Source organism: Anoxybacillus suryakundensis, from assembly GCF_001418025.1.
Classification (GTDB): Bacteria; Bacillota; Bacilli; order Bacillales; family Anoxybacillaceae; genus Anoxybacillus; species Anoxybacillus tengchongensis.
Genome location: NZ_LIOK01000022.1, coordinates 16,753 through 32,443 on the forward strand (window position 1 = coordinate 16,753; position 15,691 = coordinate 32,443).

General features: G+C 42.1%; 14 protein-coding genes and 12 tRNA genes. 22 read left to right on the forward strand and 4 right to left on the reverse strand.

Translation table 11 applies throughout. The features are described from left to right. Positions 1 to 15: 15 nt before the first annotated feature. From ASC42_RS12115 to ASC42_RS12125, 3 genes are read right to left on the reverse strand one after another with little or no spacing between them, the layout of a single operon-like run. Entirely contained in the window at positions 16 to 1,143 is a 1,128-nt protein-coding gene (locus ASC42_RS12115) for a Ger(x)C family spore germination protein (RefSeq protein WP_055441966.1), read from the reverse strand. Further along, on the reverse strand, positions 1,140 to 2,603 hold the full coding sequence (locus ASC42_RS12120) for a spore germination protein (protein WP_055441967.1): 1,464 nt from the start codon (positions 2,601 to 2,603) through the stop codon (positions 1,140 to 1,142). Before ASC42_RS12120 ends, ASC42_RS12115 begins: the two co-directional genes overlap by 4 nt. Further along, positions 2,600 to 3,676 carry a GerAB/ArcD/ProY family transporter gene (locus tag ASC42_RS12125; RefSeq protein WP_055441968.1) on the reverse strand — a complete coding sequence of 359 codons (1,077 nt, stop codon included), beginning with the start codon at positions 3,674 to 3,676 and terminating at the stop codon, positions 2,600 to 2,602. The genes ASC42_RS12120 and ASC42_RS12125 overlap by 4 nt, the downstream gene beginning before the upstream one ends. A gap of 152 nt (positions 3,677 to 3,828) precedes the next feature. Here ASC42_RS12125 and ASC42_RS12130 point away from each other — a divergent pair, with 152 nt between their 5' ends. The 9 genes from ASC42_RS12130 (at position 3,829) to ASC42_RS12170 (ending at position 13,578) form a co-directional block, all read left to right on the forward strand. Further along, positions 3,829 to 4,872, forward strand: a complete 1,044-nt coding sequence (locus ASC42_RS12130) for a D-alanine--D-alanine ligase (RefSeq protein WP_055441969.1) — start codon at positions 3,829 to 3,831, stop codon at positions 4,870 to 4,872. A gap of 9 nt (positions 4,873 to 4,881) precedes the next feature. Further along, positions 4,882 to 6,258 (forward strand): UDP-N-acetylmuramoyl-tripeptide--D-alanyl-D-alanine ligase, encoded by a 1,377-nt coding sequence (locus ASC42_RS12135; protein ID WP_055441970.1) that lies wholly within the window; start codon positions 4,882 to 4,884, stop codon positions 6,256 to 6,258. Between the two features lie 136 nt (positions 6,259 to 6,394). Continuing rightward, positions 6,395 to 7,810: a degradosome RNA helicase CshA gene (gene cshA / locus ASC42_RS12140; RefSeq protein ID WP_055441971.1), complete on the forward strand. Its 1,416-nt coding sequence runs from the start codon at positions 6,395 to 6,397 to the stop codon at positions 7,808 to 7,810. 47 nt (positions 7,811 to 7,857) lie between these two features. Next, positions 7,858 to 8,220: a holo-ACP synthase gene (gene acpS, locus ASC42_RS12145; RefSeq protein ID WP_055441972.1), complete on the forward strand. Its 363-nt coding sequence runs from the start codon at positions 7,858 to 7,860 to the stop codon at positions 8,218 to 8,220. A gap of 74 nt (positions 8,221 to 8,294) precedes the next feature. Next, positions 8,295 to 9,314, forward strand: a complete 1,020-nt coding sequence (locus ASC42_RS12150) for a LolA family protein (RefSeq protein ID WP_055441973.1) — start codon at positions 8,295 to 8,297, stop codon at positions 9,312 to 9,314. 94 nt (positions 9,315 to 9,408) lie between these two features. Further along, entirely contained in the window at positions 9,409 to 10,566 is a 1,158-nt protein-coding gene (gene alr / locus ASC42_RS12155) for an alanine racemase (protein ID WP_055441974.1), read from the forward strand. Positions 10,567 to 10,718: 152 nt separating this feature from the next. Then, positions 10,719 to 11,000, forward strand: a complete 282-nt coding sequence (locus ASC42_RS12160; protein ID WP_055441975.1) for a CopG family ribbon-helix-helix protein — start codon at positions 10,719 to 10,721, stop codon at positions 10,998 to 11,000. 4 nt (positions 11,001 to 11,004) lie between these two features. Beyond that, a complete protein-coding gene (ndoA, locus tag ASC42_RS12165; RefSeq protein ID WP_010195163.1) occupies positions 11,005 to 11,355 on the forward strand; it encodes a type II toxin-antitoxin system endoribonuclease NdoA in 351 nt (116 codons plus the stop codon). Between the two features lie 57 nt (positions 11,356 to 11,412). Next, positions 11,413 to 13,578, forward strand: a complete 2,166-nt coding sequence (locus ASC42_RS12170; RefSeq protein WP_240468863.1) for a Tex family protein — start codon at positions 11,413 to 11,415, stop codon at positions 13,576 to 13,578. On the opposite strand, the gene cmpA is transcribed toward ASC42_RS12170, so the two are convergent. Beyond that, the gene (gene cmpA / locus ASC42_RS13815; RefSeq protein ID WP_012573928.1) at positions 13,573 to 13,686 is read right to left on the reverse strand and encodes a cortex morphogenetic protein CmpA; all 114 of its coding nucleotides are present in this window, start codon (positions 13,684 to 13,686) and stop codon (positions 13,573 to 13,575) included. The two genes, ASC42_RS12170 and cmpA, sit on opposite strands and share 6 nt — an antisense overlap. A 72-nt stretch (positions 13,687 to 13,758) precedes the next feature. Between cmpA and ASC42_RS12175 the strand changes: the two genes are divergently transcribed. The 13 genes from ASC42_RS12175 (at position 13,759) to ASC42_RS12235 (ending at position 15,643) form a co-directional block, all read left to right on the forward strand. Then, the gene (locus ASC42_RS12175) at positions 13,759 to 14,214 is read left to right on the forward strand and encodes a SprT family protein (RefSeq protein WP_055441977.1); all 456 of its coding nucleotides are present in this window, start codon (positions 13,759 to 13,761) and stop codon (positions 14,212 to 14,214) included. 128 nt (positions 14,215 to 14,342) lie between these two features. Next, positions 14,343 to 14,417: transfer RNA gene (locus ASC42_RS12180), tRNA-Asn, on the forward strand. A gap of 2 nt (positions 14,418 to 14,419) precedes the next feature. After that, positions 14,420 to 14,512: transfer RNA gene (locus tag ASC42_RS12185), tRNA-Ser, on the forward strand. 16 nt (positions 14,513 to 14,528) lie between these two features. After that, a tRNA-Glu gene (locus ASC42_RS12190) sits at positions 14,529 to 14,600 on the forward strand. Positions 14,601 to 14,639: 39 nt separating this feature from the next. Beyond that, positions 14,640 to 14,712, forward strand: a tRNA-Val gene (locus ASC42_RS12195). Positions 14,713 to 14,720: 8 nt separating this feature from the next. Continuing rightward, positions 14,721 to 14,796 (forward strand) — tRNA-Asp (locus tag ASC42_RS12200). Between the two features lie 36 nt (positions 14,797 to 14,832). Next, a tRNA-Gln gene (locus tag ASC42_RS12205) sits at positions 14,833 to 14,907 on the forward strand. A 148-nt stretch (positions 14,908 to 15,055) separates the two neighbouring features. Further along, a tRNA-Lys gene (locus tag ASC42_RS12210) sits at positions 15,056 to 15,131 on the forward strand. Positions 15,132 to 15,136: 5 nt separating this feature from the next. Beyond that, positions 15,137 to 15,220: transfer RNA gene (locus ASC42_RS12215), tRNA-Leu, on the forward strand. A gap of 21 nt (positions 15,221 to 15,241) precedes the next feature. Continuing rightward, positions 15,242 to 15,324: transfer RNA gene (locus ASC42_RS12220), tRNA-Leu, on the forward strand. Between the two features lie 58 nt (positions 15,325 to 15,382). After that, positions 15,383 to 15,459, forward strand: a tRNA-Arg gene (locus tag ASC42_RS12225). A 20-nt stretch (positions 15,460 to 15,479) separates the two neighbouring features. Then, positions 15,480 to 15,556, forward strand: a tRNA-Pro gene (locus tag ASC42_RS12230). 16 nt (positions 15,557 to 15,572) lie between these two features. Beyond that, positions 15,573 to 15,643 (forward strand) — tRNA-Gly (locus ASC42_RS12235). Positions 15,644 to 15,691 lie beyond the last annotated feature (48 nt).

Below are 15,691 nucleotides of genomic sequence, written 5' to 3' on the forward strand. Positions count from 1 at the left end.
GCTGGCTCATCGCTTTTATTTCTTCGATTTTCCGTATGTGTCAATGCTTAACTTCACGTTGATTTGCCCTAGCGTATCCTTTGTCAGTGGAACTAATCCGTTTGTTGTATATTTCTTCCAGATCTTCACATTTTGACGATACAAGGCGTTCGATAGTTGCAAAGTATCAATCTGTTTTTTTACACCGAGCTCGAATAAGCTTTTTATCTCTTTTTCGACCGTTTTTGAGGCGTATTCAATAATTTGTTTCTCAGACATGTGCTCGCGCAGTTCAATAATGCTTCCCGTAGCTTGCACATGAACGGTAAACAAAGGGCGACCATTTTTTATTTTGTACGATATGCTTGCCTTTGGTTCACGTACAACGAGCGTACCGATCATTTTACCATTTGGCTGAATGTAAATCGGTGTTCGCCCCGTGCCTTTTGTCACCCATCGTAAACCATCGAGTTTATGGCGTGGGACACATGCTTGTTTGTTGTAGCGATGTAAAAAACAGACACCGTTCATTTTTAACATCGGTTTCTTTTTTTTATTTTCCGTCCAACTTTTCTCCTCAACTGTAAGGGAAGGGAGAGGGAAAAGAGCCGCTTTTTCGTTTGAAGCGGCAACGAGTTGATTGAGCCGTTTTGGTTGAATAAATGAACTTTGTTCGTAAATATCTGTCGGATTAGCGAGCAACGAAAAATATGGTGAATAGTCTAAAAACGGTGTTGTTTCAAAAATGAGTTCGATCGGTTGTTTCGTGGCGAATGCCCAAATCGTATGACGAATTTCATTGTAACGATCAAGCACATCGATCACATCGCGGACAAGTCCTTTTTTGAGCGCCCGTTCTGTAAAGACGATTCCTTTGACATGTCCCCATGATACACCTTGTTGAATCGCTTGATACAACCGATCGGTTGCCACGTTAAACGTCTCTCCTGTTGCTTTTCCGATCGTAACCGTTGATTTTTGTCTTCCACCGCCCGCTTCGACTTTCGCAAGTCCTGTAAAACTAATAAGTTGAGCATAAGCGACGACCTGCCCGTCTTTATAGTCCACACCGATCGCATGAATATACGCAAGATGATCAATTTCTTTCATCCCCCAACACCCCGCTAAAAATAAACAAAAACAACAAATGATTAGCCTTGTCATGCTTCGTCACCTGGTGTATTATCATTCGTCTTTAACATTTTTGGACGCATTTTAAATTTTTTCCATCCGCTCGTAATCACTACTTTCCATATATCTCCTGTCGTTGGGGAAAGCGGTGCTAAATACGGAACGCCAAACGATGTTAAATTTGCCGTATAAACGAGAAGAAAGAACATGGATGTAATAAAACCGAAAAGTCCAAGCATCGCTGAAGCGGCAAGGACGATAAAACGTAACATGGACACTGTCCCAGCAAGCGATTGATTAACAAGTGTAAATGTGGCGATGACAGATGTTGCAATGACGACGAGAGTACCGGGTGCGGCAAGCCCTGCGTTTATTGCTGCTTGCCCAATAATTAATCCGCCAACGACCGATAACGTTTGTCCAATCGCAATCGGGAGCCGCATCCCTGCTTCTTTAAAAATTTCAAATAAGCTAATCATAATAAATGCTTCGAGTGGAGCAGGGAGCGGTACGCCTTGTCGTGAAAGAACGATCGTTGCCAACAACGTAAACGGTAGTTGGTCTTGGTGATACGTAATAATTGCGACCCAAAGGCCCGGTAAAAAAACGGCGACGCTGACGCCAATGAGCCGAATGATTCGCTGAAACGTAACGAACACAAATGATGTGCTATTGTCTTCCGATGTATTTAACAAAAATGTTAAATTGGTCGGGCCGATTAATGCGGTCGGTGATCCGTCGATAAAGACAGCAAATCGTCCGTTCAATAGCGCATTGACAACAAAATCAGGACGACCAGAGTAAGCGAAAACAGGAAATAAAGAAACATATTTTTCGCTTAACAATTCCTCTAATTGGTTTGTTCCGGTTAAGGCGTCAATGTTAATGGTACTTAAGCGTCGCTTTAATTCGACTACTGTTTCTTGATTAATAATATCTTGAATATATAAAATATCGACTTTCGTTCGGCTTCGTTTCCCGATTAATACTTGTTCAACGTGTAAGCTGCTCGTTTTTAACCGTTTTCGTACGAGCGCCACGTTTTTCGCCACTTCTTCAATAAAACCGTCCTTCGGTCCACGAATCGACACTTCTGTATTTGGTTCTTCTGGGTTTCGGTTTGGTGGATTGGCAAGAGAAATAGAATACATTGCACCCGCTTCCACGAAATAAATGACTAAATCTCCGTTAAAAACGATAAAATCGAGCTGTTGGGCAGAAACAGATTTGCCGATTAAATGAAGCGGCATTTGTTTATATTTTTCAATGTCTGTGACTGAATATAGCGGATATTGTTGTCCCATACGCGTAATGGTTGGGAAAACAAATTGTTTCAGTAACTTTGTGTCACATAATTCTTCACAATAAATGAAAATAAGCGATAGCGGCTTTCGTTCCTCTGAATAAATCGTGGCGGGCATTAATACGACGTCTTTACATTGTGCAAAATGTTCTTTTAACGTTCGTTCATCGACGATGATTTCGGCGGTCATGCGGATGCTCTCCTTTCTTTTATACGTATTGCTAATGCTAGGACGAACAATAACGTCGCAAGAAAACAAATGAAGAAAAACGAAATCGGTAACAGCCATTTTTTTAACGTATGAAAAAACGTATCATCGCTCATCGGCGTCATCGCCGCAAAGAAAATAACGGTGTATACGAATAGTAAAATCCATCGTCGTGATGTTTTATTTGTAATATCAAATAGCTCGGGAATGAGCGCTGTCGCAAGTGAAATACGAATAAACGCCCCCGATAGCCATTGATAGACCGATAAAAAATCAAAATGCTCTAAATACGTTCCTAAGTTCACCATTCGCCATTGTTCAAAAGCCGGATAACGTAAATGGCTCGCTTCTGCCGGTCCAAATTCCGTGATCGCCCCGATTGTCGGTCCAAGTGATAAGCTGGCAGCTACAACTCCAAACAAAACGAGTTTCATAAAAGAAATGTTCGTTTTCATTTGTTGTTGCATAAATAGTAAAAGAACAATTTCTCCATAGCCAGCAGCGACATACATCACTCCTTTCCACACCGGTTCCCATCCGTTCTCAAGCATCGGCTTTAACAGCTCATAATTTTTATGTGGGATTGTAGCTAAAGCGACGAATATACCGAACAGCACAACGAAAGGTAAAATAACACCCGACGTTTTAGCGATTGATGGTAAACCGATCGAAGCGTTATAAAAACAAATAATACAAAGTGCCATGACAATTGCCCAGTTCGGTGTTCCTGTTAAATACGATGTCGTTGTAAACGTTGTCGTATCTTTTAATGTCACAATGCTAATGATGAGTAAATATATACATGTGACAGAAGCGATAAAATAAGCAATTGGTGCCCCTATATTTTCTTTTAGCCATTGAAAGATATGTGTTTGTTGCGATTGTTTTATAGGGAAATAAATAACAGGGAGAAATATGACGAGCAATATAAGTCCGATGATGGTTGAAATCCATGCATCACGTCCGGCAATTTCAAGCAACACAGGAATGATGATAACGTGATTCATCAGTCCAATTGATAACATTAAGATGAATAACATTTGTACTGTATTCATAAGCACACACCTTTTATCTCTTTGTATTTTTTATCGTTTCCAAGTTGGGAAATGATATGCATTGTCACCATCTAGGCTCGTTTCGCCATATAAATAAAAAAGTAGTTGTGCTACAATAAATGAAGTGAATGAACAGTTGAGGAGGAACGAACATGAAAATCACATTAGGCGTATTATACGGCGGCAAATCGCCTGAACATAAAGTATCGTTACAAACGGCACGCTCTGTCATTAATGCGGTAAATAAAGAAAAGTTTACAGTTGTTCCGATTTACATTACGACAGATGGGGAATGGTTGCGTGGGGAGGCGATTGAAGGGGAAGTGAAAGATGTCAACCAGCTCGCTTTTCAACAAGGTTTACCAGCGCTCGCGTCTATTGCAAACGGCATTGATGTTATTTTCCCTCTTTTACACGGACCGAATGGAGAAGACGGAACGGTACAAGGAATGTTAGAATTATTAAACGTACCATATGTCGGAAACGGTGTGCTAGCATCGGCCGTTGGTATGGATAAAGTTGTGATGAAACAATTGTTTGCGCAAGCGGGGCTAAAACAAGCGCGTTATGTTTTTTTCTTAAAAAAAGAGTGGGAAAAGCATAAAGAAATCGTATATGAAACGGTAGAACGTGAGCTTGGTTATCCATGTTTTGTGAAGCCAGCTAACGCAGGTTCAAGTGTAGGAATAAGTAAATGTAAAAACCGTGAACAATTGCAAATAGCTTTTCAAGAGGCGTTTCGTTACGATCGAAAAGTCATCGTGGAGGAAGCGATTATTGGTCGGGAAGTGGAAATTGGCGTGATCGGAAACGACGAGCCGATTTGTTCGGTTGTTGGGGAAATTGTGCCGAAAAAAGAATTTTATGATTACGAAGCAAAATATGTTGATGGAAATACAGAGTTAGTCATCCCAGCAAACATTACGGATCAAGAATATGAAACGATAAAACAAATGGCACTTACCGCTTTTAAGGTGCTCGATTTAGTTGGATTAGTCCGTGCTGACTTTTTCTTGACAGCAAATGGAGAGGCGTATATTAACGAAGTCAATACGATGCCTGGCTTTACCCCATTTAGCATGTTCCCGCTTCTATGGAAGCATACAGGTGTATCGTATGAAGAGTTAATTGAACGTCTCATTCAACTGGCGATCGAACGATATGAAGAAAAACAAAACATTACGTACGTATTTTAAGGTGATCATATGCTTACACGTTCACTAGCTGATGTTCAAATGATGATTCCGGGAAGTATGATTGATGAGCGATATGCTTCTGTTATGATTCATGGTGTGTCAACAGATACGCGCACAATTGAGCGAGGAAATTTATATGTTCCGCTAAAAGGAGCCACGTTCAACGGCCATCAGTTTGTGAAGGAGGCGTTTGACAAAGGAGCAGTCGCTGCGCTATGGAGCAAACATGAGCCGAACGCCCCGACAGATGTGCCGCTCATTTTTGTTGAAGATTCACTCGTTGCACTACAACAGCTGGCTCATGCGTATCGAAAACAACTTCGTACACGTATCATCGGGGTGACTGGAAGCAACGGAAAAACGACAACGAAAGATATGATTGCATCACTGCTTGGGACAGTGTATCGTGTGCAAAAGACAGAAGGTAACTTAAACAACCATATTGGTGTACCTCTGACATTGCTTCGTTTAAAAGAAGAAACAGAGTATGCGGTCGTTGAAATGGGGATGAGCGGTTTTGGAGAAATTGAGTTGCTCTCTACCCTTGCCGAACCAGATGTTGCGATCATTACAAATATTGGTGAATCGCATTTACAAGAGCTCGGTTCACGCGAAGGGATTGCAACAGCGAAGTTTGAAATCGTGAAAGGATTACAACGTGATGGATTGTTTATTTATCACGGAGACGAACCACTGTTGCAAGCGCGCGTGCAACGATCTTCCCTTTCACATATTCAAACGTTTGGGATGGAACCAACAAACGATTATTATCCGCTAGACATTCGTGTTCAAGCGGATGGAACAGCGTTTACGGTAAATCGTTGGTCAGACGAAACGTTTCATATGCCGCTTCTCGGTCGGCACCATGTGATGAATGCTCTTGCTGCTATTGCGGTTGCACGTTTCGCTTCTGTTGATGTGGCTCATATGAAAGAAGGTTTTTTACGTTTATCTGTAACAAAAATGCGTACAGAAGTCATAAAGCGTCCTGACGGGGTAACAATTATTAACGATGCATATAACGCCAGTCCGACATCGATGCGCGCTGCGCTTGAATTGCTTGGACAATTGACTGGATATCGTAAAAAAATAGCCATTGTTGGCGACATGCTTGAATTAGGTGAACAAGAAATTACTTTTCATGAACAAATTGGCGAGATGATCGATCCGCAAAAAATAGATTATGTATTGACATACGGTGAGCGTGCAAAGGCAATTGCTGAGCAAGCGAGCAAGCGATTTAGCAAAGGGCATGTTCGTTCTTATCACGATAAGGTGGAGTTAGCAACAGATTTACAAAAAATCGCAGAAGCAGGCGACATCATTTTACTAAAGGCATCTCGGGGGATGAGACTAGAGGAAATCATTTCTTTGTTAAATAAATAAAAAGAAGCGTTCAATTTGTTGAAAACATATGCATAAAATGGTATGATGAACGAGAGCTGTTTACGGAATGAATTTCAACAAGGCACTTCCGTCTATACGGGAATGCCTTTTTTCGTAAGTTATTTGAAGAAGGAGTATGAAAACATTGGTTAAATTTAAAGAATTTGGATTGAGTCCAGAGTTGATGAAAGCAGTTAGTAAAATGGGATTCGAAGAGGCAACACCAATTCAAGCGGCAACGATTCCGCTTAGTTTGCAAAATCGCGATGTCATTGGTCAAGCGCAAACAGGAACAGGAAAAACGGCAGCGTTCGGTATCCCGCTTATTGAAAAAATCGATATGAACAACGATGCGGTGCAAGCGATCGTTGTTGCGCCGACGCGAGAACTAGCCATTCAAGTATCTGAAGAGTTATATAAAATTGGTTCAACGAAGCGTGTACGTGTTTTGCCAATCTATGGCGGACAAGATATTGAACGTCAAATTCGTGCATTAAAAAAACATCCACACATTATTGTCGGTACACCGGGACGCGTGCTTGATCACATTCAACGTCGCACGCTCCGCCTACAAAATGTTCATACGGTCGTATTAGATGAGGCGGATGAAATGTTGAACATGGGCTTTGTTGAAGACATTGAGGCAATTTTAAGCCATGTGCCAACAGAGCGTCAAACACTTCTTTTCTCAGCAACGATGCCTGAACCGATTCGCCGTATCGCTGAACGATTTATGAACAATCCAGAACTCGTTCGCGTAAAGGCGAAAGAAATGACCGTTCCGAACATTGAACAATATTACATTGAAATTCAAGAAAAGAAAAAGTTTGATACGTTAACGCGCTTATTAGATATTCAATCTCCTGAATTAGCGATTGTTTTTGGAAGAACGAAACGTCGTGTCGATGAGCTAGCAGAAGCGCTCAATTTGCGTGGCTATACGGCAGAGGGGATTCATGGTGATTTAAGCCAAGCAAAGCGTTTATCTGTATTGCGTAAGTTTAAGGAAGGTTCTATTGATATTTTAGTGGCGACAGACGTAGCTGCACGCGGTTTAGATATTTCTGGTGTCACACACGTGTACAATTTCGATATTCCACAAGACCCAGAAAGTTATGTTCACCGCATCGGTCGGACAGGGCGTGCTGGTAAGACAGGAATGGCGATTACGCTTGTTACTCCACGTGAAATCGGACAGTTGCACCACATTGAAAAAACGACGAAACGAAAAATGGAACGTATGAAACCACCAACGTTAGATGAGGCGCTTGAAGGTCAACAACGAGCAGCAATTGAAAAATTGCTTGAGACGATTCAAAACAACAATTTATCGTTTTATAAACGCGCCGCAGAAGAATTGTTGGAAGAACACGACTCTGTTTCGCTTGTTGCCGCGTGTATTAAAATGTTAACAAAAGAACCGGATATGACGCCGGTGCAGTTGACAGAAGAACCGCCAATTATGAAAAAAGAGAAGAAGCGGCAAGTACAAACGCGCCAACGTCGGAACGAGACGCGCGGTCGTGGATCGAAAACGCGCACAAAGCGATAGAAGCTGTCTGAACGGATAGCTTCTTTTTCTTTATTGGAGGGATATGGATGATTATCGGTATTGGCATTGATATTGTCGAATTAAATCGCATTGCAGAGCTAATAAACCGACAGCCGAAATTCATTGAACGTATTTTAACAGACAATGAGTGCGCTCTCCTTTATGAGCGCTCTCCAAAACGACAAATTGAGTTTGTTGCGGGTCGATTTGCCGCAAAAGAGGCGTACGCGAAAGCGTTAGGGACGGGGATTGGTGCCCATGTTTCTTTTCATGATATTGAAATAAAAAATGACGAAAATGGCAAACCGTATATTGTTTCTTCTTCTCCAGATGAACGTGTACATGTTTCCATTTCACATAGCGAACATTATGCGGTGGCCCAAGTAATTATTGAACGCTTGTCAAGCTAGTCTGCATATTCTCCCGTTTGACCTCATATGATGGCTTATGAAGGAAGTCCAAATGAGGTAAAGGGGTTGAAAAAATGAGACGAACATGGCTTTTTTGGTGCCTACTTCTTTTCGTTGTAGGCAGTCTGGCCGCTTGCGGAGAAAAGTCGCAACAAGATGTGTTAAAAGCGCTCGATGAGAAAGTACAAACGATGTCTGGGTACAAAGCCGAAGCAAAAATGACGCTTCAGACAGGGACGGAGCCACAAGTGTATGAAATCGAAATTTGGCATAAGTCCCCAAATTACTATCGTGTGAACTTGAAAAATGCCCAGCGTGATCAACATCAAATGATTTTGCGTAACGACGAAGGAGTATTTGTATTGACGCCTGCACTAAATAAAAGTTTTCGTTTTCAAAGCGACTGGCCGCAAAACGCAAGTCAAGTGTATTTGTATGAATCGCTCGTAAAAGACATTTTAGCCGACTCGAAAGCAGATTTTAAAGCAACAAAAAACCATTACGTATTCCAGACAAAAACAAATTATGAAAACAAGAAAATGCTACCAAAGCAAGAGATCACATTAAATAAAAAAGATTTAACGCCAGTGAAAGTGACCGTCATGGACATTGACTCACAACCGATGTTGACTGTGGAATTTTCAAAAGTAGAATGGAATGCTGCGTTTGACGATAACGCTTTTGATGTAAGTAAAAATATGACGAGAGCGAAGTTGGAAAATGAACAAGAAGTGACAAAAGAAGCTAATCAACAAGCAGTGCCAGTTATGTATCCGACATATGAACTCGACGGTGTGAAACTTGTCGAAGAAAAAGAATTTACAACAGCAAACGGGAAACGAATTGTTATGACATTTTCTGGGGAAAAATCGTTTACGCTTGTACAAGAAAAAGCCCATGCTGTGCCGACGGCAAACGTATCGACAACGGTTAAGGGTGAGCCTGTTGATTTAGGATTTGCCGTTGGAGCGCTGGCAAACGGCACATTGACGTGGACGTATAAAGGTGTTGATTTTATTCTTGCTTCACAAGATTTAACGGAAGATGAGATGGTTGCGATTGCACGTTCGGTGCAAGGCAAGGTGATGAAGTAAGACTCGCGTGGCGGGTCTTTATTTTTTTGTTGACATGATGCAAGGACAAAAGAAATAATCAAACTTGAATATATTGTTGAAGGGGCTTTGAAGGATGGATCGAGCATTTTATCGCGATACATGGGCAGAAATTGATTTAGATGCAATTTTTTATAATGTGCAATCAATGAAACAACACGTCGGCACTCAAGTCGATGTCATTGCTGTTGTCAAAGCAAACGCTTATGGACATGGAGATATTCAAGTAGCGAAAACAGCGCTTGAAGCAGGTGCAACACGTTTAGCCGTAGCCTTTTTAGACGAAGCGCTCGCACTAAGAAAAAAAGGGATCCCTTTAGCCGTCCCGATTATCGTACTTGGGGCAACAAACCCTTCATATGCGCCATTAGCGGCTAGCCAAAATATTGCTTTAACCATTTTTCGAGTGGATTGGTTAGAGCAAGCGGTGATGTATGCGCCATATGAACAACCGTTGAACGTTCATATGAAGCTAGATACGGGGATGGGACGGTTAGGAGCGAAAACAAAAGAAGAAGTGGAACAAATGGTACACACCATCGAACAGCATCCATGTTTCGTGTTTGAAGGGGTATACACACATTTTGCGACAGCAGATGAACAAAATATAGACTATTTTTCGTTTCAATATGATACGTTTCTACACATGCTAGAGTGGTTGCCAATTAAGCCACCGCTCATCCATTGTGCCAATAGCGCAGCGGCATTACGCTATCCTGATCGTGTATTTAATGCAGTTCGTTTCGGTATTTCTATGTATGGATTGACACCGTCACAAGAGATGAAACCATTCTTGCCGTATCCATTAAAAGAAGCGTTCTCGCTCCATAGCCGTTTAACGCACGTAAAAAAGGTGAAGGCAGGAGAAAAAATCAGTTACGGGGCGACATATGCTGCAGAGGCGGATGAATGGATTGGTACGGTTCCGATTGGCTATGCAGACGGTTGGTTGCGTCGCATGCAGCACTTTTCTGTCCTTGTTGATGGAAAACGAGCTCCGATTGTTGGGAGGATTTGTATGGATCAAATGATGATTCGTTTACCTTACGAACTTCCAATTGGTACAAAAGTAACGCTTATTGGTGAACAACAAGGAGATCGTATTTCCATTGATGATGTTGCAGCGCATGTAAATACAATTAATTATGAAATTCCTTGTACAATTAGTTATCGTGTCCCCCGTATTTTTTTGAAAAACAAGAGTATAATTGAAGTGAGAAATGCGGTATTATAGTAGATGGGTGCAACGAGAACGATCGTTTTCGAAAAATTTCTACAAAAAATGGACGAATGATGCTGGAAATGACTTTGCATCATGAAGATGAAATGGTATGATGTAAATTGGGAGCGACTATGTGGTTGTAGTTTAGGTGGAGGTGTGTGTTTGTGTCTGAATCCAGCGCAACAACAGAAATTGTTATTCGGTTACCGCAGGCGTTAGTGAGCGAATTAGATGGCATTGTGAAGCAAGAAAATGGCAACCGAAATGAACTTATTTATCAAGCGATGAAGATGTACATTCGTGAGCGGAAAAAACGTCAAATTCGAGAAGCGATGAGACGTGGGTATATGGAGATGGCGAAAATTAATTTGTCGCTTGCGTCGGAAGCTTTTCTTGCGGAATATGAAGCTGACCACACCGTTGAACGCTTAGTTAGCGGGGGGTAATCTTTTGATTGTCAAACGTGGTGACGTGTATTTTGCCGATCTTTCTCCAGTAGTTGGATCAGAGCAAGGGGGCGTGCGCCCTGTGCTTGTTATTCAAAATGACATTGGGAACCGTTTCAGTCCAACCGTCATTGTTGCTGCCATTACTGCGCAAATCCAAAAAGCGAAGTTGCCTACACATGTTGAAATCGACGCAAAGCGCTACGGATTTGAACGGGACTCTGTCATTTTGCTTGAACAAATTCGGACGATTGATAAACAACGTCTGACAGATAAGATTACCCATCTAGATGAAGAGATGATGGATAAAGTAGATGAAGCGTTGCAAATTAGTCTTGGTCTTATTGATTTTTAATATGTTGGGAAAATAGCTACGTTGTGTAGCTATTTTTGTTTAGGGGAGGAATTTTGTTTGGAGCTACTAAAACAGCTAGCTGAGAGATTAAACATTCCATTCGTGCATGTTCAGCATGTCATTCAACTTCATGAGGAAGGAAATACGATTCCGTTTATTGCACGGTACCGAAAAGAAATGACCGGCGCGCTCGATGAAGTGCAAATTCGCACGATTTTAGATGAATGGCATTACTTACAAAACTTAGCGAAACGAAAAGAAGAAGTCATTCGTTTAATCGATGAGCAAGGGAAATTAACGGACGAACTGAAAGAAGCGATTACGAGAGCAATGAAATTACAAGAAGTGGAAGATTTATATCGTCCATATAAACAAAAACGCCGAACAAAGGCAACAATTGCCAAAGAAAAAGGGCTCGAACCTTTTGCGAAATGGTTGTTGACCTTCCCGAGCGAACCCATTATAGAACGCGCACAACTGTTTATTGATTCACAAAAAGAAGTACATACGATCGAAGAAGTGATTCAAGGTGCAAAAGATATTATTGCTGAAAAAGTGTCGGATGACGCTGCGCTTCGTCAATGGATTCGTCAGCAAACGTGGCAAACAGGCACAATTGTTTCTGTTGGAAAAGAGATAGAAAAAGACGAAAAACGTGTATTTGAAATGTATTACGATCATCAGGAACCGATCGCCAAAGCACCTGCTCATCGTGTTTTAGCGATGAATCGGGGTGAAAAAGAAGGAATTTTACGCATTGTCATTGACGTAGACGGAAGCCGAATGATTGAGTACATTCGTAAAAAAGTCATAACAAATGAGCAATCATCGGCGGTTGACATTGTAGCTGAAGCGATTGAAGATGCATATAAACGTTTAATTGCCCCATCTATTGAACGAGATGTGCGAAATGAGCTGACAGAACACGCAGAAGAACGGGCCATTCACATTTTCGCTGAAAACTTGCGCAATTTATTGTTGCAACCACCATTAAAAGGGAAAGTTGTTTTAGGGGTAGATCCAGCGTATCGTACAGGATGTAAGTTAGCTGTCGTCGATGAAACCGGAAAGGTACTTCATATTGATGTCATTTACCCACATCCGCCGAAAAATGAGGTGGAAAAATCAAAAGAAAAATTAAAGCAATTACTTCATACATACCGAGTGGAGTTGATTGCCATCGGCAACGGAACGGCATCGCGAGAAACGGAGCAGTTTATCGCTGATACAATTGCAGAGTGGGAAGGAAACGTGTTTTATTTGATTGTCAATGAAGCGGGGGCGAGTGTATATTCTGCATCAGATTTAGCACGCAAAGAGTTTCCGCATTTGCAAGTCGAAGAGAGAAGCGCTGTCTCGATTGCCCGGCGCGTGCAAGATCCACTTGCCGAATTAGTAAAAATTGATCCAAAGTCTGTTGGGGTCGGCCAATATCAACATGATGTGTCACAAAAAAAGCTAGAACAGTCGTTGCAGTTTGTTGTTGAAACAGTCGTGAACCAAGTGGGTGTAAACGTCAATACCGCTTCCCCAACGTTATTGCAATATGTATCTGGTCTAACGAAGACTGTGGCTGAAAATATAGTCAAATATCGCGAAGAGCATGGGAAGTTTACTAATCGCATGCAATTAAAATGTATACCGCGCCTCGGGGCTAAAACGTATGAACAATGTATCGGTTTTTTGCGTATTTTAGACGGAGATGAGCCGTTAGATCGCACGCCGATTCATCCCGAGCGATATGAAGAAGTGCATCAATTGTTGCATCGACTTGGCTTTTCAACAGAAGCGATTGGAAGCGAGCAGTTGCGAAGTGCGCTTGAAGCGATCAGCATCGAAGAAGTAGCACAAGAACTGAATATCGGAATACTGACACTTCAAGATATTATCGATGCGCTGAAGCGTCCAGAGCGCGATCCTCGAGATGATTTGCCAAAACCGATTTTAAAGAAACATGTGTTAAAAATGGAAGACTTGAAAAAAGGTATGGAATTAGAGGGAACGGTACGAAACGTTGTTGATTTCGGCGTATTCATAGATATTGGTGTGAAGCAGGATGGGCTTGTTCATATTTCGAAATTAAGCAATCGATATGTGAAACATCCACTTGATGTCGTATCAGTAGGCGATATTGTTAAAGTATGGGTCGATTCGGTCGATTTGCAAAAAGAACGCATCGCTTTAACAATGATTCCACCAACATCGGAAAACACACTGTCATGAGCAGTGTGTTTTCCGATAAAAAAACCAACATTGATTGAGAAGTTTAATTTGAGCGCGGTTTTTCTCATAATATGCACGTCGCATTTGATTTTTTAACCACATCGGCATGATGATCACCTTCAAATTGTTTTTTATTATGTTATGAGCAAAAGAGCCCAATGGTGAAAGGACGGAAATAAAATGAATGAGCGCGAGTTACAAGCGCTTGTTGAGCGCATATCGTTACATGTATTTCATAAGCCATTTCGCCATCGAGCGATATTTAACGATCGTTTAAGAACGACCGGTGGACGATACATTCTTTCTACGCATCATATTGAACTAAATCGGAAATATTACGAACAATACGGGGAAGAAGAATTTGTTCAAGTCATCAAACATGAATTATGCCATTACCATTTGCATCTTGAAGGAAAAGGATATCGTCATCGCGATCGTGACTTTCGGGAACTATTGAAAAAAGTGCAAGCGCCACGCTTTTGTAAACCTATTGTATTGCCGAAGAAAGGGAAAACGTATTATTACGAATGTACATCATGCCGCTACATGTATGTGCGAAGAAAAGCAATACATACAAATCGATATGTATGTGGCTTTTGTCGTGGGAAATTGAAAAAAATAAAAATAGAGTGTTGACAAGCCAAATCTCTATATGCTAAATTATAAAAGCCGTCGTTATTCGACGAAGAAACAAAATAAAAAAAGACAGTTGACAGATCAAAAAAGAGTAAATATAATATAAACAGTCCTAATGATTGAGTTATTCCGCAGTAGCTCAGTGGTAGAGCACTCGGCTGTTAACCGAGCGGTCGTAGGTTCGAATCCTACCTGCGGAGCCATTGGAGAAGTACCCAAGTGGCTGAAGGGGACGGTTTGCTAAACCGTTAGGTCGTTCTTTTACGGCGCGCGGGTTCAAATCCCGCCTTCTCCGCCACGAAAATAATAAACATGGCCCGTTGGTCAAGTGGTTAAGACACCGCCCTTTCACGGCGGTAACACGGGTTCGAATCCCGTACGGGTCATCTTTTGGAGTGCTCATTTTGTCCACTCCATTTTATTTCGGAGGATTAGCTCAGCTGGGAGAGCACTTGCCTTACAAGCAAGGGGTCGGCGGTTCGATCCCGTCATCCTCCACTCTTTTTGGTCCCGTGGTGTAGTGGTTAACATGCCTGCCTGTCACGCAGGAGATCGCGGGTTCGATCCCCGTCGGGACCGCCATTTAATAAAAAATATTCAGTTGTGATCATCGTTTAATGGGCTATAGCCAAGCGGTAAGGCAACGGACTTTGACTCCGTGATGCGCTGGTTCGAATCCAGCTAGCCCAGCCATTAATGTGACGAGCCATTAGCTCAGTAGGTAGAGCACGATCGATTTAGCTTCTTTGAAAAGGCAACAGCGTACCGCTCGAGCTACTACTTGATTAAGCATACTGAGAGCGGGACGTCAAAAATATTATTTGAAAACCCTTTTTGAAACGAGCCATTAGCTCAGTAGGTAGAGCATCTGACTTTTAATCAGAGGGTCGGAGGTTCGAGTCCTCCATGGCTCACCATGTATGCGGGTGTGGCGGAATTGGCAGACGCACCAGACTTAGGATCTGGCGCCTTTGGCGTGGGGGTTCAAGTCCCTCCACCCGCACCAGTCGGCGGTTTTTTAAGATATGCGGTCGTGGCGGAATGGCAGACGCGCTAGGTTGAGGGCCTAGTGGGGGCAACCCCGTGGAGGTTCAAGTCCTCTCGGCCGCATCTAAAAAGCTTGACTTTAATTAATGAAACATGATATATTGAAAAGGTCGTTAAAAATGCGCCCGTAGCTCAATTGGATAGAGCATCTGACTACGGATCAGAAGGTTAGGGGTTCGAATCCTCTCGGGCGCGCCATGTTTATATTATAATGAGGACGGGAAGTAGCTCAGCTTGGTAGAGCACATGGTTTGGGACCATGGGGTCGCAGGTTCGAATCCTGTCTTCCCGACCATCTCACTACTCATAATGCGGGTGTAGTTTAGTGGTAAAACCTCAGCCTTCCAAGCTGATGTCGTGGGTTCGATTCCCATCACCCGCTTTGATGTTCCTTGAAAACTGAACGAAGCGAAAAGCGTACGAAAGCTAA

What these genes read in the sequence shown, in the direction of transcription:
- ASC42_RS12115 (WP_055441966.1), bottom strand. Translation starts at nt 1,143, where the DNA reads ATGACAAGGCTAATCATTTGTTGTTTTTGTTTATTTTTAGCGGGGTGT.
- ASC42_RS12120 (WP_055441967.1), bottom strand. Translation starts at nt 2,603, where the DNA reads ATGACCGCCGAAATCATCGTCGATGAACGAACGTTAAAAGAACATTTT.
- ASC42_RS12125 (WP_055441968.1), bottom strand. Translation starts at nt 3,676, where the DNA reads ATGAATACAGTACAAATGTTATTCATCTTAATGTTATCAATTGGACTG.
- ASC42_RS12130 (WP_055441969.1), top strand. Translation starts at nt 3,829, where the DNA reads ATGAAAATCACATTAGGCGTATTATACGGCGGCAAATCGCCTGAACAT.
- ASC42_RS12135 (WP_055441970.1), top strand. Translation starts at nt 4,882, where the DNA reads ATGCTTACACGTTCACTAGCTGATGTTCAAATGATGATTCCGGGAAGT.
- cshA (WP_055441971.1), top strand. Translation starts at nt 6,395, where the DNA reads ATGAAAACATTGGTTAAATTTAAAGAATTTGGATTGAGTCCAGAGTTG.
- acpS (WP_055441972.1), top strand. Translation starts at nt 7,858, where the DNA reads ATGATTATCGGTATTGGCATTGATATTGTCGAATTAAATCGCATTGCA.
- ASC42_RS12150 (WP_055441973.1), top strand. Translation starts at nt 8,295, where the DNA reads ATGAGACGAACATGGCTTTTTTGGTGCCTACTTCTTTTCGTTGTAGGC.
- alr (WP_055441974.1), top strand. Translation starts at nt 9,409, where the DNA reads ATGGATCGAGCATTTTATCGCGATACATGGGCAGAAATTGATTTAGAT.
- cmpA (WP_012573928.1), bottom strand. Translation starts at nt 13,686, where the DNA reads ATGCCGATGTGGTTAAAAAATCAAATGCGACGTGCATATTATGAGAAA.
- ASC42_RS12175 (WP_055441977.1), top strand. Translation starts at nt 13,759, where the DNA reads ATGAATGAGCGCGAGTTACAAGCGCTTGTTGAGCGCATATCGTTACAT.